Consider the following 20,928-nt stretch of genomic DNA (forward strand, 5'->3'; position numbering starts at 1 on the left):
CCATGAACACGCAAGTCGAAGGCTTCATGACGCAGACCGGTGCCGCGGCAGGCGCCAGCGCACAGGTGGGCCGCTCGCGGCCCCACGAGTCGGCCGAACTCCACGTGGCCGGCGAAGCCACCTACACCGACGACATCCCCGAACTGCAAGGCACGCTGCACTGCGCGCTCGGAGCGTCGCCCAAGGCGCACGCACGCGTGCTCTCGCTCGATCTCGACGCCGTGCGTCGGGCGCCGGGCGTGGTTGCGGTGCTCACCGCCGCCGACATCCCCGGCGTGAACGATTGCGGTCCGGTCATTCACGACGACCCGATTCTCGCGAACGGCCTCGTCCAGTACATCGGTCAGCCGATGTTCGCCGTGGTGGCCGAATCGCATGACGCGGCCCGCCGCGCGGCGCGTCTGGCCAAGGGCGAATACGAAGACCTGCCCGCCATTCTCACGCCACAGGCCGCCAAGGCAGCGGGGGCCAGCGTGCTGCCGCCCTATCAACTGCGCCGTGGCGACGCCGACGCCGCGCTGCAAGCCGCGCCGCACCGTGTGAGCGGCACGTTCGAGTGCAATGGGCAGGAGCAGTTCTATCTCGAAGGACAGATTTCGTACGCGATTCCGAAGGAAAACGACGGCATTCACGTCTACTGCTCGACGCAGCACCCAACCGAGATGCAAGCACTCGTCTCGCACGCGCTGGGCTGGCACAGCCATCAGGTGCAGGTCGAATGCCGTCGCATGGGCGGCGGCTTCGGCGGCAAGGAATCGCAATCGGGGCTGTTTGCCTGTGTCGCCGCGTTGTGCGCCACGCGTCTGAAACGCCCCGTGAAGCTGCGCCTGGATCGTGACGACGATTTCATGATGACCGGCAAGCGTCACGGCTTTTACTTCGAATACGACGTCGGCTTCGACGACGACGGCCGTATCACGGGCGCGAAGGTCGACATGACGCTGCGCGCCGGTTTCTCGGCCGACCTGTCTGGACCGGTCGCCACGCGCGCCATCTGCCACTTCGACAATGCCTACTTCGTGCCGGACGCCGACCTGCGCGCGCTGTGCGGCAAGACGAACACGCAATCGAACACGGCGTTTCGCGGTTTCGGCGGCCCGCAAGGCGCGCTCATCATGGAAGTCGTGCAGGACGCCATCGCACGGCGCCTGGGCAAAGACGCACTCGACGTGCGTCGCGTGAACTTCTATGGCAAGACCGAGCGCAACGTCACGCCGTACGGGCAGGTCGTCAAGGACAACGTCATTCACGAACTCGTCGCGCAACTGGAGCAGACGAGCGATTACCGCGCGCGGCGCGACGCCGTGCGCGCGTTCAACCGCACGAGTCCCGTGCTGCGCAAGGGCCTCGCGCTCACCCCGCTCAAGTTCGGCATTTCGTTCAACGTGCAGGCCTTCAATCAGGCGGGCGCGCTGGTGCACATCTATCGTGACGGTTCGATGCTGGTCAATCACGGCGGCACCGAGATGGGCCAGGGCCTGAACACGAAGGTTGCGCAGGTCGTGGCGCACGAACTGGGCGTCGATCTCTCGCATGTGCGCGTGACGGCGACCGACACCAGCAAGGTGGCGAACACGTCGGCCACCGCAGCTTCGACGGGCGCCGACCTGAACGGCAAGGCCGCGCAGAACGCCGCATGGCAGATCCGCCAACGTCTGGCCGCGTTTGCCGCGCAGAAGTACGGCGGTGCGCCCGACGACGTGCAGTTCGCCAACGATGTGGTGAGTGCAAACGGCCACGACATCCCCTTCCCCGATCTGGTGGAAGCGGCTTACTGGGCCCGCGTGCAATTGTGGTCCGACGGCTTCTATGCCACGCCGGGCCTGTCGTGGGACGCCGCGACCATGAACGGCAACCCATTCTTCTACTTCGCCTACGGCGCGGCCGTCTCCGAAGTGGTGCTCGACACGCTCACCGGCGAATGGCGTCTGCTGCGCGCCGACGTGCTTCACGACGCGGGAAAATCGATCAACCCCGCGCTCGACATCGGGCAGGTGGAAGGGGCGTTCATTCAAGGCATGGGCTGGCTAACGACCGAAGAACTGTGGTGGAATCAGGAGGGCAAGCTCATGACGCATGCGCCGTCCACGTACAAGATCCCCGGCATCAGCGATTGCCCAACGGATTTCCGCGTGGCGCTGTTCGAGAACACGAACGTGTCGGACTCCATCCATCGCTCCAAGGCCGTGGGCGAGCCGCCGCTGCTGCTGCCGTTCTCGGTATTCAACGCGTTGCGCGACGCCGTGGCGAGCGTGAACGACTATCGGGACGAGCCGGTGCTCAATGCGCCGGCAACGTCCGAGGCGCTGCTCACGGCGATTACCGAGCTGCGCACGCGGAGCACCGCCTGATGCATCGCTGGGTCGACGCCGCTCACAAGCTGCTGGTCCGCGGCGAGGCCGCGGTGCTGGTCACGATCGCGCGCGTGGAAGGCTCCGCGCCGCGCGAAGCGGGCACGCACCTGCTTGTGACCCGCGAGCACGTGTGGGAGACCATCGGCGGCGGCCATCTCGAATGGCGAGCGATGGACGTCGCGCGCCAGTTGCTGCGCCAATACGGACAGCAAGGCGCGCGGCACGTCGAGCGTTTCGCGCTCGGCCCAAGCCTCGGCAGTGCTGCGGCGGTGCGGTCACCCTCGCCTTCGAGGTGCTTACGCTGACCGACCTGGCCTGGGTGAGCGCCTTGCACAAGCGGCTCGCAGCCGGCGAGGCCAGCTTGCGCAGCGTCGCGTTCGGCGCACCCGGGGCCGATGCGGCGGCCAGCCAGCAGCAAGGCGGCGCCGTCTTGCTGACGGCACTCGACCCGAACGAACCGCTCGCGCATCCGCACACGCTGACGCGCGACGCCGACGACGCCGCCTGCTCGTTCTGGCAAGCCAGCGACGGCTGGCTCTGGCTGAGCGAGCGGCTGGCGCCCAGCGATTTTCACATCGTGCTGTTCGGTGCCGGTCACGTCGGACAGGCCATCGTGCAGGTGCTGGCCACGTTGCCGTGCAGGGTCACCTGGGCCGACGAGCGGACCGAGACGTTCCCGGAGACGGTGCCGCCGAACACCGTCGTCGAGTCGACCGACACTCCCGAGGCCCTCGTCGCCGAGGCGCCACCGGGCGCGTACTTCCTTGTCATGACGCACAACCATGCGCTGGATCAGCGCCTGTGCGAGGCCGTTTTCAAGCGCGACGACTTCGCCTACTTCGGTTTGATCGGCTCGATGACCAAACGTCGTCAGTTCGAGCATCGCCTGCGCGATCGCGGGGTGCCGCCGGAGCGTTTCGCGCAGATGATCTGCCCGATCGGCGTGGCGGGCATCACGGGCAAGGCGCCAGCGACGATCGCAATCGCGGTCGCCGCGCAACTGCTGCGCGTGCGCGAGCAACAGATGCAACACAGCGGACCGGCCGCGTCGCAGGACACCGGCGTCCAAGTTTGAAGGCCCCCTGGCGCCCGGGACACCGGGTGACCGACTTTCGCGGGCGACGGTAAAATCCCGCCCATCCCCCTCATCAACACCTAGTCATGCCACTCACGCCCGAACTCGCCAAGACCCTTTGCGCCATGCCCAAGGCGGAGCTGCACGTGCATATCGAGGGCACGCTGGAGCCCGAACTGATCTTCCGGCTCGCCGCGCGCAACCACGTCACGCTGCCCTACCCGAGTGTAGAGGCCCTGCGCGACGCCTACGCCTTCACCGATCTGCAGTCGTTCCTGGACATCTACTACGCGGGCGCGAGCGTCTTGCTCACCGAAGACGATTTCTACGACATGACGCGCGCCTACCTTGCGCGCGCGGCCGCCGACAACATCCGCCATACGGAAATCTTTTTCGATCCGCAGACGCACACCGCGCGCGGCGTGTCGATGGCGACGGTGATCCACGGCATCGAACGCGCACTGGCCGAAGCCGAGACGCAGCACGGCATCACAAGCCGCCTGATCCTCTGCTTCCTGCGTCATCTGCCCGAAGCGGATGCCCTGCAAACGCTGGAAACGGCACTGCCGTATTTCAACAGCCACGGGCACCGGCTCGTCGGCGTAGGCCTCGATTCGTCCGAGCAGGGCCACCCACCCGCCAAATTCGCGCGCGTGTTCGCGCGGTGCCGCGAGTTGGGGCTGCACCTCGTGGCGCATGCCGGGGAAGAAGGGCCGCCCGCGTACATTCACGAGGCGCTGGACGTGCTGCACGTCGAGCGTGTGGACCACGGCGTTCGCGCTATTGAAGACGAGGCGCTGCTCGAGCGTCTGGCCCGTGAAAAGATCGCGCTGACAGTGTGCCCGCTGTCGAACATCCGCCTCAAGGTGTTCGACCATATGGGTCAGCACACGCTGCACGCGTTGCTCAAGCGCGGACTGGCCGTCACGATCAACTCGGATGACCCGGCCTACTTCGGCGGCTACCTGAATGAGAACTTCCTCGCCACGTTCGACTCGCTGGACATGACGCTCGACGACGCTTACACGTTGGCAAGGAATAGTTTCGAAGCCTCGTTCATCGACGACGGCGAAAAACGACGCCTGGTGGACGAATTAGCGCGTTTTCGCGCCGCGCAGGCGGGGTAAGCGTTAGCCGAGCCCCGTCGATCGGCCACCCCGAACCGCATCGAACCCCACAACGCCCGAAGGCCCTTCGGGCGTTTTTTTGTTCCGGCGCAACGCACACCGCGCCCCCATGCATCGCCACATCATCTCGCGATGATGTGGAACATGCCGCAAGGGGAATATTTTCGCCGGGGCCCGATGCTATTTTTCGAGCGTGCCCAGATAGGCGTCACGCGGTGCCCCCACACCTGCGGCGTCATGCGAGCACGACACCTTAGAACATCGGAGACAACACCCCATGGACTCATCGCTCAGCCCTCCTGCGGGCAGTGCCGCGCCCGAAGCGGCCCACGACAGCGCGCGCGTGGCGGGCGCGCAACCTGTCTCGACCCTCGACCGATATTTCGGCATCACCGCACTCGGATCGACGTTCCGTACGGAAGTGATCGCGGGTATCACGACGTTTCTTGCCGCGATGTACATCATCGTCGTCAACCCGGCCATTCTGTCGAAGACCGGCATGGCGTTCCCGGCGGCCCTGACCGCTACGGTGCTCATCAGCTTTTTCGGCAGTTGCGCGATGGGGCTCTACGCGCGCAATCCGGTGCTGGTCGCGCCGGGCATGGGGCTGAACGCGCTGTTCGCGTTCACGATGGTGCACGGCGTGGGCATGCCATGGCAGACCGCACTCGGCTGCGTGTTCTGGTCGGGCATCCTCTTCGCGCTGCTCGCCGCGCTCAATGTGCGACGCTTCGTGGTCGAGGCGATTCCGGCGAACCTGCGCTATGCGATCTCGTGCGGCATCGGCCTGTTCATCACCGTGATCGGCCTCGTCAATGCCCGGCTCGTGGTCGGCGACCCGGTCACCGTCGTGCGGCTGGCCCACTTGTCGCCGCCGACCGTCACGTTCCTCATCGGGCTGGCCATCACGACCGTGCTCGTCGCGCGCCGCGTGAACGGTGCGCTGATGATCGGCATCATCGCGACCACGCTCATGGCCATTCCGGTCGGACGTCTGTGGGGTGACGGCAGCGCGTATTTCCCCAAGGAAATCGCCACGGCTACGTTAGTGAACTTCCACGGTTTCTTCGCCGCGCCCGATTTCTCGGGTATCGGCCAGCTCGATCTACTGGGTGCGCTCAAGGTCGCGTACCTGCCGTTCATCTTCGTGATGCTCTTCACCGCGTTCTTTGATACGCTCTCGACCTTCATGAGCATTGCCGAGGCCGGCAACATGAAGGATCGCGACGGCAATCCGCGCAATATGCGTCAAGCCATGATCGTCGATTCGTTCTCGGTGTTGATCTCCGGCCCGCTCGGCACGAGCCCGGCCAACGCCTATATCGAATCGGCCGCCGGCATTGCGCAAGGCGGACGCACCGGGCTGACCGCCGTCGTCTGCGCCCTGCTGTTTCTGCCGTTCCTGTTCGTGTCCCCGATGCTCTCGCTGGTGCCCGCCATCGCGACAGCCCCGGCGCTGATCCTGGTCGGGGTGTTTATGATGGAGTCCGTGGCGCGCATCGAATGGCACCGCATGGACGAAGCGATTCCGAGCTTCATCGCAGTCGTGATGATTCCGATTTCGTACTCGATCACCGACGGTATTGCCTATAGCTTTCTCGCGTTCGTCGTACTCAAGCTGTTCACGGGACGCGTGAAGGAGATCAAGCCGGCGATGTGGATCGTCGCCGCGCTGGCAGTGCTGCTGCTCACGCAAATGTAACGACGCAAGGACCCAGTACATGTCCACGACACACCAAGCCCTGCGCGCTGTGCGCGCGCAACTGGTCTACTTCACGCACGATCCGTCGCGCGCCTACCTCGACGGCTCGCCCGGCACCGTGCACCACACCGACGGCCTCGTTGCCTTCGAGAATGGGCGCATCACCGCTGTGGGCGACTACGCGAAGGTGGCTCCCACGCTGCCCGACGGCACGCCGATCGAAGATTTGCGCGACAAGGTCGTCACGCCCGGCTTCATTGACACGCACATCCACTATCCGCAGACGGACATGATCGCGTCGCCCGCGCCGGGACTGCTGCCGTGGCTCGAGAAGTACACATTCCCGACCGAGCGCCGTTTCGAGAATCCGGCGTACGCGGCCGACGTCGCCCAGTTCTTCCTGGACGAACTGCTGCGTGTCGGCACCACGAGCGCGCTCGTGTACTGCACGGTGCACCCCGGCTCGGTCGATGCGTTCTTCAAGGCCAGCGACGCGCGCAATCTGCGCATGATCGCCGGCAAGGTGATGATGGATCGCAACTGCCCCGAATTCCTGCGCGACACAGCCGAGAGCGGCGCGCGCGACAGCGAGGCGCTGATTCAACGATGGCACAACCAGGGACGCCAGCTCTACGCGCTCACGCCGCGCTTCGCGCCGACATCGACCGAAGCCCAATTGGGCGTTTGCGGCGAACTCGCCACGCAGTATCCGGACGTGTTCATCCAGAGCCACGTGGCCGAAAACACCGACGAGGTCGAATGGGTGCGCTCGCTGTTTCCCGGGCATCGCAGCTACCTCGACGTGTACGACCACTACAAGCTGCTGCGCAAGCGCGCCGTGTACGGCCATTGCATCTGGCTCGACGAGCATGATCGTCGCCGCATGTTCGAGACAGGCACCGTCGCCGCGCATTGCCCGACGTCGAACCAGTTCCTCGGCAGTGGTCTTTTCGACTTCGCGGCGGCGGAAGCGAGCCGCATGCCAGTGACGCTCGCGACCGACGTGGGCGGCGGCTCGACCTTCTCGATGCTGCAGACGATGAACGAGGCCCACAAGGTGGCGCGGTTGTCGGGCTATCACCTGTCGGCCGAACGCATGTTCTATCTGGCCACCGAAGGCGCCGCGCACGCGCTGGATCTGCACGGCACCATCGGCACGCTGGCCGTGGGCGCCGAGGCCGACTTCGTGGTGCTCGACCCGAAGGCCACCCCGCTGCTCGCCCGTCGCACGGCACTGGCCGAATCGCTCGAAGAGCTGCTGTTCGCATTCGCCATGCTTGGCGACGATCGTGCCATCGCCACGACCTACGCCGCCGGCCAGCCGGTGCATCGCCGCACGGACGCACTGATGCACTGATGCCCCGCGCGCCCGCACGGGCGTTCGGGTCGTTCGGGTCGTTCGAGACATTCGGGACGTTTGGGACGTTTGGGACGCTGTGAGACATCACGGAGCGTCACGACTTACGCGAGAGAACGCGCGCCGTCGCCTTGGCACGACGCGCATTCCCTCGCGGTCACCGGTCGCGCGCAAGGGGCATGCGGCCGGGGATCTCCTTGGGCAGCCGATCGGCTGCCCTTTTTTCCTTGCCGGGTGTGCGCTCATCAAGTGCCCGACAAGCCCCCATCCAGCGGACAACGTCCCCCCGTCATGCCCCCGTCACGCGACAAATGCTATAATCCGCTCCGATTCATTGGGGAGTAGCCGCCCTGTCAGAGACGATGGTCTTCGGCAGGGGCGTACGTCAACAGACTTGGCCGATTCCGGCTATGGCGTGCGCAGCCCTCGGGCCTGGCGAGACCGATGACGATGCTTCCGCCAACCGGGCCGGGACGCATGGTCATTGGCTCGCGCATTCACGGCCCGGCGGAGATAAAAAATACGATGTCCCCCTTCCTGGTCTCGACCGGTGTGGTCGCGCTCGCTGAAATCGGCGATAAAACCCAACTGCTGTCCCTCGTGCTCGCCGCGCGCTTCAAGAAGCCCGTGCCGATCATTCTTGGCATTCTCGTCGCCACCCTCGTCAATCATGGCTTTGCCGGTGCCGTCGGCGAATGGCTGTCCACGGCCATCAGTCCCGCCATCATGAAGTGGGCCGTCGTCGCGTCGTTCCTCGGCATGGCGATCTGGATTCTCATCCCCGACAAGCTCGATGACGAAGAGACCACCACGCGACGCAAGTTCGGCGTGTTCGTGACGACCGTCTTCACGTTCTTCATCGCCGAGATGGGCGACAAGACGCAGATCGCCACGGTGATGCTCGCCGCGCGCTACCAGGACTTCTTCGGCGTCGTGGCCGGCACCACGCTCGGCATGATGCTGGCCAACGTGCCGGCCGTGCTCGTGGGCCACAAATTCGCCGGTCGTCTGCCGACCAAGACCGTACACGCCGTGGCCGCCGTGATCTTCGCAGTGCTCGGCATCATCACGTTGATGCAGTAAACAGCAAACGCCAAGGCGAGTCGCGCGTTTCGAAGACACATCGCCTCGCCTTGGCGTAAGTCTGTCGCATGCCGTTCGTCGGCGCGATCTCTGGATGACCGCCCGACGTCCGCCGGGTCTAACCTACCGCCTTACCGCCCTCGGCCGGCCTGACGCCCGCCTAGCGCCCCCCCTAACGCCCGACCTTCTGCTCGACATTGATCGTGCGCCCGCTTGGCAACGGCAACTGCTTGAGCGCGGCGTCGATCAGGTATGGCATGGCGGAGGCCAGCGACGTGCCTGCGTCACTGGTATTGGCCTGCACTCGGTAGACCTCCTTGCCGCTCGCACGGTCCGTGAAGCGCAACTGCAAACCCGCCAGTCCATACGAATAATCCCGCTGGACGTACGCGGGCGGCGCGCCGAACGGGTAGCCGTAACCGCCCCACGGACGTCCCCAAGGCCCCCAAGGCCCCACGGGCCGGGCCCAAACATCGGATCGTAGACGGGCTCGGCCACGCGCATTATCTGTTGGGTGATGCCGTAGCTCATCCCGACCAGATAGTGCGCGCTCGACGAGCTTCGCTCGCTGAAGCCGTCTCCGGCCAGACGCGTTCTCAACCACTGCTCGTAAGTCGCGTGCTCCTGATTGTTCTGCTGTTCGGGCGTGCGCACGAGCGCGTAAGTTCGCGGGCCGTCGAAGCCCGGTGCATCGCCGAACGCGGTCACCTGACTCGTGACCGTGCTGGCACACCCCGCCAGCAAAACACTGACGACGGCCAACGTCGCCAAGGCCCATCGTTTCCCCATGATCGCCTGCTCCAGTAAGCGGCCGGGCGCACCGCCGTGCCCCCGTCGCGCCGATTTAAACATAGGACGGCGCAGCGCGCACATCCGAAACCTTTGACGGCGGCGCCGACGCAAAATTCAGCAAATCGCTCGCTTGAACGCCAAGGCGCCGCCACTCCGTTACAATTTGCAAATCCTTGGCCGTCCGCAAAACACCGTCCATGCTCAGAACCGACCTCGCAGGTGTCATCCAACGCTCCGACTATACGCCCCCGGCATATCTGATCGACACCGTCCAACTCGACTTCGACCTCGCCCCCGACGTCACCACCGTCACCAGCCGCATGCGCGTGCGCCGCAACCCGGCGGGTCCGGGCGGCGCGCTCGACATGGTGGGGCAAGGCCTGCAACTGGTGAGCCTCGAACTCGACGGCAAGCCCTGGCCCGGCTACCGCACCGGCGAGGAAACGCTCACGGTCGACGCGCCCCCCGAGGCCTTCGACCTCATGCTCGTCACGCGCTGTCGCCCCCAGGAGAACACGTCGCTCATGGGGCTGTATGTCTCGGGCGGCAACTTCTTCACGCAATGCGAAGCCGAGGGCTTTCGCAAGATCACGTACTTCCTCGACCGCCCGGATGTGATGGCAACGTACACCGTGACGCTGCGCGCCGATCGCGAAGCGTATCCGGTGCTGCTGGCCAACGGCAACCTCATCGATCAGGGCGACCTGCCCGATGGCCGTCATTTCGCCGTCTGGGACGACCCGTTCAAGAAGCCCAGCTATCTGTTCGCGCTGGTCGCCGGTCAACTGGTGTGCCGTGAGGAGCACCTCGTCGCCGGCGACGGCCGCGAGAAGCTGCTCCAGGTCTGGGTACAGCCGCAGGACCTGGAAAAGACCGAACATGCGATGGATTCGCTGGTCAACTCGATCCGGTGGGATGAGCAGCGCTTCGGCCGCGTGCTCGATCTCGACCGCTTCATGATCGTGGCCGTGAGCGACTTCAACATGGGGGCGATGGAGAACAAGGGCCTGAACATCTTCAATACGAAGTATGTGCTGGCCGATGCCGCCACCGCCACCGACGACGACTTCGGCAACATCGAAGCCGTGGTGGGCCACGAGTACTTCCACAACTGGACCGGCAATCGCGTGACCTGCCGCGACTGGTTCCAGTTGAGCCTGAAGGAAGGCCTGACCGTGTTCCGCGATCAGGAATTCTCGGCCGACATGATGGGCTCCGAGTCGGGCCGCGCCGTCAAGCGTATCGACGACGTGCGCGTGCTGCGCCAGGCCCAGTTCCCGGAAGACGCCGGTCCGATGGCGCACCCGGTGCGTCCCGAGAGCTACGTCGAAATCAACAACTTCTACACGGTCACCGTCTACGAAAAGGGCGCCGAGGTCGTGCGCATGTATCAGACGCTGCTCGGGCGCGAGGGCTTCCGCCGGGGCATGGACCTGTACTTCGAACGTCACGACGGGCAGGCGGTCACGTGCGACGAGTTCCGCGCCGCGATGGCCGATGCCAATCAGCGCGATCTCACGCAGTTTGGCCGCTGGTACAGCCAGGCCGGCACCCCGCGCGTGAGCGTCGAAGCCGCCTATGACGAGGCCGCGCGCACCTATACCCTCACGCTGACTCAGCGCTGCCCGAAGGTCGGCGTGGAATTGCAGGACAGCCAGCTCGTCAAGCAGCCGTTCCATATCCCGTTCGCCGTCGGCCTGCTCGATCGCGACGGTCGCGACATGGCACTACGTCTGGCCGGTGAGCCCGGCGATGCGCCGGCCGCCACCACGCAGGTGCTCGACTTCACGCAGGAGCGCCAGAGCTTCACGTTCGTCGACGTGCCGCACAACCCGATGCCGTCGCTGCTGCGCGGCTTCTCGGCGCCGGTAATCGTCGAGCACGAGTACACCATCGACGAACTCGCGTTCCTGATGGCGCACGACAGCGATCCGTTCAACCGCTGGGAGGCGGGACAGCGGCTGGCCACGCGTCAGTTGCTGGCGCTCGTCGAATCGATTCAGATGGGCCAATTGCCGAGCGTGGACAGCTATGTGCTCGAAGCCTTCCGCCAGGTGCTGCGCGACGAGACGCTCGACCCCGCCTTCCGCGCACAAGCACTCACGCTCCCGGCCGAATCGTATCTCGGCGAGCAGATGACGGAAATCGACCCGGCGGCCATTCACGCGGCGCGTCAATATCTGCGTCAGCGACTGGCCGCATCGCTGCATACCGAGTGGCTCGCCGCGTATCACAACCATCGCGTGCCGGGCGCCTACCGCCCGGACGCCGCCTCGGCGGGCGAGCGCGCGCTGAAGAACCTCGCGCTGTCGTACCTGATGGAACTCTCGGATGCGGGTATCGCGCAGACCGCACGTACCCAATACGACTCGGCCGACAACATGACCGACCGTTTCGCCGCGCTCACCGCGCTTGTACAACGCGGCGGCGCCGCGCGCGAGAGCGACGCGGCACATGGGTCGCACCATGCCGCCGAGGTGCTGGCAGACTTCTATCAGCGCTTCGAGCACGAGCCGCTCGCCATCGACAAGTGGTTCGCGCTGCAAGCCATGCAACGCGGCGACGGCGGCCATTGCGTGATCGACGGGGTGCGCGCCCTCATGGGGCATCCGGCTTTTACGCTGAAGAACCCCAACCGCGCGCGTTCGCTGATTTTCAGCTTCTGCAGCGGCAATCCCGCGCAGTTCCATGCGGCCGACGGTTCCGGTTATCGATTCTGGGTCGAGCAGGTCCTCGCGCTCGACGCACTGAATCCGCAGGTGGCCGCCCGGCTGGCTCGCGTGCTCGACCGCTGGCGCAAATACACGCCGGCCCTGCGCGAGCGCATGCGTGAGGCGTTGCAGCAAGTCTCGCAGCACGCGGCACTGTCGAAGGATGTGCGCGAGATCGTCGAGAAATCGCTCGCCTGAGCCGCGCCGCCCTGTGCTGAACTGACCCGCAAGCCCGAAACGCCGCCGATGCTTCCCGCATCGGCGGCGTTTTGTCGTGGGTGCCATGCGAGGGAGAGGGGCGCGGCGTCAGGCAGCCAGCACCTGTCCTTGCCCTTGCGCCACAGTCAGGCGCGTACGCACGGCATTCGCGGCCGCGACCAGATTCGTCAGCGCGCTATCGACCTGCGCCCAGTCGCGGGTCTTTAAACCGCAATCGGGGTTGATCCACAGACGCTCGGCAGGAATGCGTGCGAGCGCAGCCTCGATCAGACGCTCCATTTCCGCCTGCGACGGCACGCGCGGCGAGTGAATGTCATACACGCCCGGCCCGATCTCGTTCGGATACGCAAAGGCTTCGAAAGCGCCCAGTAGTTCCATGTCGGAGCGCGTGGTCTCGATGGAGATCACGTCGGCGTCGAGCGCGGCGATCGACGGCAGAATGTCGTGGAACTCCGAATAGCACATATGCGTATGGATCTGCGTGTCGTCAGCCACGCCCGATGAACACACGCGAAACGCGCGCACCGCCCACGCCAGATACGACGGCCAATCCCCCTCGCGCAGCGGTAGCCCCTCGCGTAGCGCAGGTTCGTCGATCTGAATCACGCGCACGCCGGCCTTTTCCAGCGCCGCCACTTCCTCTCGCAGCGCCAGCGCGATTTGCAACGCCGTGACTTCGCGCGGCTGGTCGTCGCGCACAAACGACCATTGCAGCATCGTTACCGGTCCGGTCAGCATGCCCTTGACCGGTTTGTCAGTGAGTTGTTGCGCGTAGGCGCTCCACGTGACGGTCATCGGCTCGGGCAGGTACACGTCGCCATAGATCACCGGCGGCTTCACGCAGCGCGAGCCGTAGCTCTGCACCCAGCCTTGCTCGGTGATCACGAAGCCCCACAGCAGATCGCCGAAGTACTCGACCATGTCGTTGCGTTCGGCCTCGCCGTGCACGAGCACGTCGAGGCCGTAAGCTTCCTGCTTCTCGACGGCCAGACGAATCTGCGCACGCATCGTTTCCAGGTAATCGAGATGCGAGAGGGCGCGTCGCTTGAAGTCGGCTCGCGCCCGACGAATCGCCGGCGTTTGCGGGAACGATCCGATGGTCGTCGTCGGCAGTACGGGCAGCTTGAGCCAAGCGCGCTGAGCGCTGGCACGCGTTGGATAGTCGGACGCACGGCGCGCATGCGCGTCGGTGAGCGCCGCGAGACGCTTTTGCACCACGCTGTTGTGAATGCGCGGCGACGTCCGACGCGCGGCCTGCGCGGTGGCATCGGCGACGAAGGCGGCGCTTACGTCGGCGCTCGCGAACGCCGCAGCGTCCAGCGAGCGGCGCAGCAGCGCCACTTCAGCAAGCTTCTGCACGGCGAAGGCGAGCCAAGTGCGCACTTCCTTGTCCAGACGCCCCTCGCTCGCCAGATCGACCGGGCAGTGCATCAGCGAGCCGCTCGACGCCACCCACAGCCGGTCCCCGAGCGCATCCGCCAACGGCGCGAGTAGCGCCCTCGCCTTCGTCAGATCGCAACGCCAGACGTTTCGGCTGTCGACCACTCCCACAGACAGCACCTTCTGTTGCGGCCACTGCGCGGCGAATGTGTCGAGTTGCTTGGGTGCACGCACGCCGTCGAGATGCACCCCGGCCACGGGCAACGTCGCCAGCAGCGCCGCGTGCTCGCTGACATCGCCAAAGTACGTGGCGAGCAGCAATGATGGGGCGATGGGCGCGAGACGGTGATACACAGAGGTGAAGGCGTCGCGCCACGGCTCGGGCAGGTCGAGCGCCAGAATCGGCTCGTCGATCTGCACCCACGTCACGCCTTGCGTCTTCAGGCGCGCCAGCACCCGCTCATATTGCGTGAGCAGGTCGGGCAGCAACGAGAGACGGTCGGCCAGGCCGTTCTTCTCTTTGCCCAGGTACAGCAGCGAAAGCGGGCCGAGCAACACCGGCTTGACGCTTCCGCCCTCGGCCAGCGCTTCCGCCACGTCGTCGAACAGCCACTCGGTGCCCTCGCCGAAACGGGTCTGCGGCGAGTATTCCGGCACGAGATAGTGGTAATTCGTATCGAACCACTTCGTCATTTCCATCGCGCTTTGGCCAGCATCGCCCCGCGCAGCGACGAAGTAGTCGTCGAGGCTCAGCGCTGCGGGCGCCCGGCCAAAACGCGCCGGCAGCCCGCCGACGAGCGCCAGCGTCGAGAGCACGTGGTCGTACCAATGGAAGTCGCCAACGGTGATCCAGTCGAGCCCCGCCTCGCGCTGCGCGCGCCGATTGGCCGCGCGAATCTGCCGCCCGGTCTCCTGCAACGCCGAGGCGCTCATCTCGCCGCGCCAGAACGCCTCGACGGCGAATTTGAGTTCACGGTGTGCGCCGATGCGCGGCAATCCGAGTACGTGGGCCTGAGCCATGGGGGTGTCCTTCCGGGAAGCGTGCGATGTTGCGAAGTCGTCTACGGGCAATACCCGTCCAGGCTGGCAGTATCCGGGCCATCCATGTATTATTCAAACGAAAGTTTTTGCTATTTATTATTAATTTTATTCATGCAACGCACACCCATCGAACTTCGCCATCTACAGACGCTGCTCGCGTTGCGCGATACAGGCAGCGTCTCGCGTGCGGCGTTGTGGCTGCACCTGACGCAGTCCGCGCTCTCTCATCAGATCAAGGCACTGGAGGATTTCTACGGCTTGCCGCTGTTCGTGCGCAAGTCGTCGCCGCTGGTGTTCACCCCCGCGGGCAAGCGGCTGCTGGCGTTGGCGGAGGAAGTCGTGCCGGCGGTCGACGAAGCGGGACGCGACCTCACGCGGCTCGCGCAAGGCACCCAGGGCACGCTGCGCATCGCAGTCGAATGCCACACGTGTTTCGATTGGCTGATGCCCGCGATGGATGCCTTCCGGCAACGCTGGCCGGAAGTCGAACTCGATATCGTGTCGGGCTTTCATGCCGACCCCATCGGGCTGTTGCATCAGGACCGCGCCGATCTGGCGATCATTTCCGAACGTGAGGAAGGCGAGGCGGTCGACTTCCACCCGCTGTTCCGCTTCCAGATGATCGCGATCATGGCGAACGACCATCCGCTCGCGAGCAGGCCGTATCTCGACGCCGACGACTTCCGTGACGAAACGCTCATCACCTATCCCGTGCCCGACGACATGCTCGATATCGTGCGTCAGGTGCTGCGTCCCGCAGGGATCGAGCCGACGCGCCGCACCACCGAGTTGACGGTGGCGATTCTGCAACTGGTCGCCAGCCGGCGCGGGCTGGCGGCTCTGCCGCTGTGGGCTGTGTCGGGGTATCTCGAGCGACGCTATGTGAGCGCGCGCCCGATCACGCCACAGGGGCTCACCGCCGAACTCTGGGCGGCAACGTTGCCGGCGATCACCGCGCGTCCCTATATCGGCGAGTTCGTCTCACTCATGCGCGAGACGAGCCTGCTCACGCTACCGGAAATCGAATTGCTCTGACGCGGTGTCGCGCGTTCAATTGCCATGCCCGGTGTCAAGCCGGGCGCCGTACGACCAGACGGCACACTCGCTTACCGGAACTCGCGCTGGTGACGTCTTCCTCGTGCAAGGCAACGCCGCCGTGAAGGGCAGCGCGCACCACGTCGGGCGAGAAGGCGCTATAGAGCCGTCCGTCGGCATGGCGAAGATCGTCACCCTCGGTGACACGCCAGGAAACGTAAAGCACGCCTCCAGGACGCACGAGCGCCCAGAGCCGGGCGGCCGCCTGCGGCACTTCATTCGCGGGCAGATGCATCAGCACCGTCTCGCACACCACGTTATCGAACTGCGTCGTCACGCCTTCCAGTCCCGGGAGGTGCCCGACGTGAAACGTCACCGACGCAAACGATTGACGCGCCAGGTCGACGAGTGCGGGCGAACTGTCGTAGCCCACCACGTCGAACCCTTGCTGCGCGAGCCAGGCGGCATCGCGTCCGTTGCCGCAGCCCACATCGATCGTGCGTCCACCGGGGACGAAATGGCGCACCAGCAGTGCGTACATGTCGTGAGGCGGCGGCTGGTTGCGCCAGTCCTCGTTGTAACGAACGGCGTTGGCCTCGTAGGCCGCTTCTGTTTGCAGATCCGTCATGATCGGCGACTCCGAAAGCAAGCGGGGAATGGCCGCGTCGGCGCGCGGCGCTATGCCTTACTGCGAGATCTTCTCCAGCGCGATGTCACGCGTGCGCGGGCCCATCAGGCCAATGGCAAGCATGACGATCAGCATCGCGCAAGAGATGAACACGAACACCCCGGTTACCCCGAAATGGCGCAACGCGGCGGCGATCAGGAATGCCGTGAAGATCGCCGAGAAGCGGCTCCACGAATAGACGAAGCCGACGGCGCGCGCCCGGATCCCCGTGGGGAACAGTTCGGTCTGGTACGCGTGATAGCTGTAAGACATGATGTTGTTCGCGAGCGTCAGGCCGATCCCCATTGCCACGAGCAGGAACGACGACGTCACCTGCGAGAACGCGATCCCACACACGATACCGATGCCGGCCGTCCACACGATGGCGTGCTTGCGCTCGACCTTGTCGGCCATCCACAGCCCGATCAGCGGACCCACGGGGGCGGCCAGCGCGATCACGCTGGCGTATGCCAGACTCGTCGTCACGGTAATTCCCTGTTTGATGAGCAGCGTAGGCACCCAGTTGGCGAAACCGTAGAAGCCGACCGTCTGGAAGATGTTGAACAGAATCATCATGATCGCGCGCTTGCGATACGGCGGTGCCCACATGTCGCGGAACGCGCCCTTCGGCACGACCCGCTCCGGCTCGCCCGGGGGCGGCAGCGGTTTGCCGTACTCGCGGGCGACCTTCGCTTCCAGTTCGCAGAGGACCCGGTCCGCCTCGTCGAGGCGCCCCTTCTGCGCCAGCCAGCGCGGGCTCTCCGGCAGCGCGCGGCGAATCCACCAGACGAACACCGCACCATGGGCGCCGATGAGCACCACCCAGCGCCAGCCCTCCAGGCCGAGGAACTCGCGCGGCACGAGCCAGTAGGCGAGCAGCGCAACGACCGGCACGGCGGTGAAGCCGACCGCCTGTTCGCACGCGAACGCCCGACCGCGAATCTGCTTGGGTACAAGTTCGGCAATATAGGTGCCGATCGTCACCAGCTCCACGCCGATGCCGAGCCCCACTACGAAGCGCCAGAAGTTAAGACCCGTGGCGGTGTCCTGAAACGCCATGATGACGTTGGCCACCGTGTACCAGAGCAGCGAGCCCGTGAACACGGCGCGACGGCCGTACCGATCCGCGAGAAAGCCGCAGGCGATGGTGCCGATGAACAGACCGGTGAACAGCGCCGCGATGAAGCTCGCCACGCCCGTCATCCCGAACAGCCCCGATGTCGTAGGCGTCAGGATGCCGCTTTTCACCAGCCCGGGCGCCACATAGCCCGTGTAAAGCAGGTCGTAGAGTTCGAAGAAGAAGCCGAGACTGAGCAGCACCACCAGTTTCCAGACGGTGCGTGTCGGAGGCAGACGGTCGAGGCGGGCGGAAATATCGCCGGGGCTCAGGCGAGTTGCCGCGGCGGGCGCTTGAGCGGCGCGAGGCATGGAAGGCATTGAAGCGTCGGGGGATAGCATGGAAATCGTCTCCGGGCCCGCTCGGTCATGGCCGAACAGATCATTGTCCGACGCGTCCCGGCCGACCGGCTGGCAGGCAATCGCCAGACGAGCCTTGGCCGGCGCATCGGATACACCATGAATCGACAGGCAAGGGGGCGAAATTGTGCCGCGAATGACACCGCGCCTGTCAGCTTTGCGACGTAGTACGAAAAATGGCGATATTCATCAAGTCCGCGCACCGCGCACGATGACCGAAACGTCGGACAGGAACCGAATGCAGCCACCGAAACGAACGTCGCAGCCGAACCGTGCTCCCGAAGACAGCATAGCGGCGCGGTTTGCACCCTGCCGTGCCGTCTTGGCAAGGCCGGCGTGACCGTTTGCGAAGTGAGGCGCGCGCGGCGGATCGCCGGTTCGGCGCGTCGGCGTGAGCCGTTGCGGGGGCGCCTCGGGCCGCCAGTGTGCCGCCGCGACGAACCGATGAAAGGCCTTCGCGCGTCGCGAGTTCCCGTTACAGCCCGGATCCCGCCTGCCCTTGTGCGAGGAAATTCACCACGGCGGATGCCGTCGCACTCAACTGCTCGCGCGAGGGGAACACGAGCCAGAGCTGGCGATGCGCCCACTCGTCGGTCAGCGGGCGCACGACCACATCGAGCTTGCCCACGTAGAGTTGACCGACCTGCTCGGGCGCGATGGCAATGCCGAGGCCCGCATGCGCCATGCGGCACAACGCGTCGAGACTGGACACGCGAATCTTGATCCGCAACGGCGCCCCTGCTGCGCTCGCCTGCTGGCGCAGCAACTGCGTGAGTGCGCTGTTGCCTTGAAGGCCCACCAGCGTCTCTCCCGCACAGGCCGAGAACGGGATCTCGCCCGCACGCGCGGCCAGCGGATGCCCAGCGGGCAGGATCACGGCGAGGCGGTCGCGGCGGTACGGCACCATCGTGAATGCCTCGATGCCTTCGACGGCGTTGCAGATTCCCACGTCCACGGCCCGCTCGGCCACGCGCTGGAGCACTTCGTTGCTGTGCTGTTCGTCGAGCTCGACGTCCACGGCGGGGAACACTCGGCCGAATGCGGCCAGATCTTCCGGCAGGAACTGCACGATGGCCGACAGGTTCGCCGCGATGCGCACACTGCCGCGCGCGCCTTCGTGGAACTGCGACAACTCCGCCCCCAGCGATTCAATGGTGCCGAGAATGTGTTCGGCGTAGCGGCGCACCGTCTCACCCACCGGCGTGACGGTAATACCGCGCTGATGACGCTGGATAAGCGGGAGACCGACGATCGCTTCGATGTCGGCAATGCGGCGGCTGATCGCCGACGGCGCAATGAATTCGCGCTCGGCGGCACGCGCCATACTCCGCTCCTGGCACACGGCCACGAAAAGGCGCAAAGATGTAAGGTCTAGCTTGCGGAGAAGGTTTTCCATACCCGTACGGCATACGCCGGAAATGCCGGAAACGCCCGGCTGGCGCGGCCCCGCGCGGGGCACGTCTTTTGCTGGACAAACAACGAATCGACGCCTATTATACGCATCGCGTACACCTCCCTGCCGACCCGACCATGAGTGCACAGCAGACTTTCCTGCGCGACGCGATGCGCCGCCTGAACATGACCCGCGACAGCTTCGCCGAGCGCATCGGCGTTCGCCGGCGCGCCCTCGACACCTGGCTGCTGCCGGAGGATTCGAGCGAATATCGCACGATGCCGAGCATCGTGGAGAAATTCGTCGGTGAAATCCTCGGTCGCGAAGCCCCGTCCTCGGAATCTACGCAAAGCGCACACAAGCCACTGCGTGAACGCATGGGCCTCGACGGCAAGCCGCATCTGATCTCGGTCGACCAGTTCTCGCGCGATTCGCTCGAAGCCCTGTTCCACGTCGCCGATATCATGCAACCGATTGCGCGCCGGCAAAAGATTTCGCGCGTGCTCGAAGGCGCGGTGCTCGGCAATCTGTTCTTTGAAGCCAGCACGCGTACCCGCGTAAGCTTTGGCGCAGCCTTTTGTCGCTTGGGCGGCTCGGTGTGCGACACGACCGGCTTCACGTTCTCGTCGATGGCCAAGGGCGAATCGATCTACGACACGAGTCGCGTGATGAGCGGATATGTTGACGCGCTCGTCGTACGTCACCCGGAAAAGGGTTCGGTCGCCGAGTTTGCCCGCGCCACGAACATTCCCGTGATCAACGGCGGCGACGGCCCGGGCGAACACCCGAGCCAGGCGATTCTCGACCTCTATACGATCGGCCGCGAGTTTTCGCGTCTGGGCAAGCTGGTCGACGGCGCGCATGTCGCGATGGTCGGCGACCTGCGCTACGGCCGCACGGTGCACTCGCTCATCAAGCTGCTCGCCCTGTACCGCGGCCTGAAGTTTACGTTGATCTCGCCGCCGTCGCTGGAAATGCCGACGTACATCCTCGATCAGATCTCGCAAAACGGTCACGTGATCGTGCAGAGCCACTCGCTCGCTGATCTGAACGGTGCGGATGTGGTGTACGCCACGCGCATCCAGAAGGAACGCTTCGCCGATGAGGCCATCGAGGGCTACACGCCGGACTTCCAGATCAACGAAGCGCTGATCAACCAGTACTGCGACGCCCGCACGATCATCATGCACCCGCTGCCGCGTGACAGCCGGCCCGGCGCCAACGATCTGTCGACGGACCTGAATCACGACCCGCGCCTGGCGATCTTCCGTCAGACCGACAACGGCATTCCGGTGCGCATGGCGATCTTCGCGATCCTGCTCGGCGTGGACAAGCAGGTACAGCACAGCATGCGCGACGCCGCATGGCGCGCGCCTTCGCACATCGGCCCGGACGACGCCCTGTTCGACGGCCTCGACTGATCGGTCGTCGCTCGGAAAACACCGAAGCCTACCTCAGCCACACCTGAAATTGCACGGCCCCAAGGATTTTTCGCGGGGGCCGTGCGTCTTTACGA

Annotated in this window: 12 protein-coding genes, 2 pseudogenes and 1 riboswitch; of the genes and pseudogenes, 9 read left to right on the forward strand and 5 right to left on the reverse strand. The window is 65.3% G+C overall.

The features are described 5' to 3' along the window. Positions 1–2 precede the first annotated feature (2 nt). From xdhB to DRB87_RS15565, 6 genes and pseudogenes are all read left to right on the forward strand, one after another. The gene (gene xdhB / locus DRB87_RS15540; protein ID WP_130026542.1) at positions 3–2,351 is read left to right on the forward strand and encodes a xanthine dehydrogenase molybdopterin binding subunit; all 2,349 of its coding nucleotides are present in this window, start codon (positions 3–5) and stop codon (positions 2,349–2,351) included. Beyond that, positions 2,351–3,429 (forward strand): annotated as a pseudogene (gene xdhC, locus DRB87_RS15545) (xanthine dehydrogenase accessory protein XdhC). The gene xdhB and the pseudogene xdhC overlap by 1 nt, the downstream one beginning before the upstream one ends. 86 nt (positions 3,430–3,515) lie before the next feature. Continuing rightward, the gene (locus tag DRB87_RS15550) at positions 3,516–4,556 is read left to right on the forward strand and encodes an adenosine deaminase (protein WP_130026543.1); all 1,041 of its coding nucleotides are present in this window, start codon (positions 3,516–3,518) and stop codon (positions 4,554–4,556) included. Between the two features lie 277 nt (positions 4,557–4,833). Continuing rightward, entirely contained in the window at positions 4,834–6,258 is a 1,425-nt protein-coding gene (locus tag DRB87_RS15555) for an NCS2 family permease (RefSeq protein ID WP_240756015.1), read from the forward strand. 19 nt (positions 6,259–6,277) lie between these two features. Further along, on the forward strand, positions 6,278–7,615 hold the full coding sequence (gene guaD / locus DRB87_RS15560; protein WP_130026544.1) for a guanine deaminase: 1,338 nt from the start codon (positions 6,278–6,280) through the stop codon (positions 7,613–7,615). 324 nt (positions 7,616–7,939) lie between these two features. Next, positions 7,940–8,123, forward strand: a riboswitch (yybP-ykoY riboswitch). Between the two features lie 17 nt (positions 8,124–8,140). Beyond that, positions 8,141–8,698: a TMEM165/GDT1 family protein gene (locus tag DRB87_RS15565; protein ID WP_130027900.1), complete on the forward strand. Its 558-nt coding sequence runs from the start codon at positions 8,141–8,143 to the stop codon at positions 8,696–8,698. A 172-nt stretch (positions 8,699–8,870) separates the two neighbouring features. On the opposite strand, the pseudogene DRB87_RS24285 reads toward DRB87_RS15565, so the two are convergent. Next, positions 8,871–9,571, reverse strand: a pseudogene (locus tag DRB87_RS24285) (DUF4136 domain-containing protein). Positions 9,572–9,687: 116 nt separating this feature from the next. On the opposite strand from DRB87_RS24285, the gene pepN reads away from it, so the two are divergent. Beyond that, positions 9,688–12,399, forward strand: coding sequence for an aminopeptidase N (gene pepN, locus DRB87_RS15575; protein ID WP_130026546.1), 2,712 nt, complete (start codon positions 9,688–9,690; stop codon positions 12,397–12,399). A 108-nt stretch (positions 12,400–12,507) separates the two neighbouring features. Here pepN and metE read toward each other — a convergent pair whose 3' ends face one another. Then, positions 12,508–14,820, reverse strand: coding sequence for a 5-methyltetrahydropteroyltriglutamate--homocysteine S-methyltransferase (gene metE / locus DRB87_RS15580; RefSeq protein WP_130026547.1), 2,313 nt, complete (start codon positions 14,818–14,820; stop codon positions 12,508–12,510). A 132-nt stretch (positions 14,821–14,952) separates the two neighbouring features. On the opposite strand from metE, the gene DRB87_RS15585 reads away from it, so the two are divergent. Then, positions 14,953–15,876: a LysR family transcriptional regulator gene (locus DRB87_RS15585; RefSeq protein WP_130026548.1), complete on the forward strand. Its 924-nt coding sequence runs from the start codon at positions 14,953–14,955 to the stop codon at positions 15,874–15,876. Positions 15,877–15,910: 34 nt separating this feature from the next. Here DRB87_RS15585 and DRB87_RS15590 read toward each other — a convergent pair whose 3' ends face one another. The 3 genes from DRB87_RS15590 to DRB87_RS15600 form a co-directional block, all read right to left on the reverse strand. Beyond that, positions 15,911–16,504: a bifunctional 2-polyprenyl-6-hydroxyphenol methylase/3-demethylubiquinol 3-O-methyltransferase UbiG gene (locus DRB87_RS15590; RefSeq protein ID WP_130026549.1), complete on the reverse strand. Its 594-nt coding sequence runs from the start codon at positions 16,502–16,504 to the stop codon at positions 15,911–15,913. A gap of 57 nt (positions 16,505–16,561) precedes the next feature. Continuing rightward, on the reverse strand, positions 16,562–17,980 hold the full coding sequence (locus tag DRB87_RS15595) for an MFS transporter (RefSeq protein ID WP_130026550.1): 1,419 nt from the start codon (positions 17,978–17,980) through the stop codon (positions 16,562–16,564). Positions 17,981–18,494: 514 nt separating this feature from the next. Continuing rightward, positions 18,495–19,415 (reverse strand): LysR substrate-binding domain-containing protein, encoded by a 921-nt coding sequence (locus tag DRB87_RS15600; protein ID WP_130026551.1) that lies wholly within the window; start codon positions 19,413–19,415, stop codon positions 18,495–18,497. A 134-nt stretch (positions 19,416–19,549) separates the two neighbouring features. Here DRB87_RS15600 and DRB87_RS15605 point away from each other — a divergent pair, with 134 nt between their 5' ends. After that, positions 19,550–20,833, forward strand: coding sequence for an aspartate carbamoyltransferase (locus DRB87_RS15605; RefSeq protein ID WP_026131998.1), 1,284 nt, complete (start codon positions 19,550–19,552; stop codon positions 20,831–20,833). Positions 20,834–20,928: the final 95 nt, after the last annotated feature.

It is taken from the genome of Pandoraea sp. XY-2, assembly GCF_004193915.1.
In the GTDB taxonomy this organism is placed as follows: domain Bacteria; phylum Pseudomonadota; class Gammaproteobacteria; order Burkholderiales; family Burkholderiaceae; genus Pandoraea; species Pandoraea cepalis.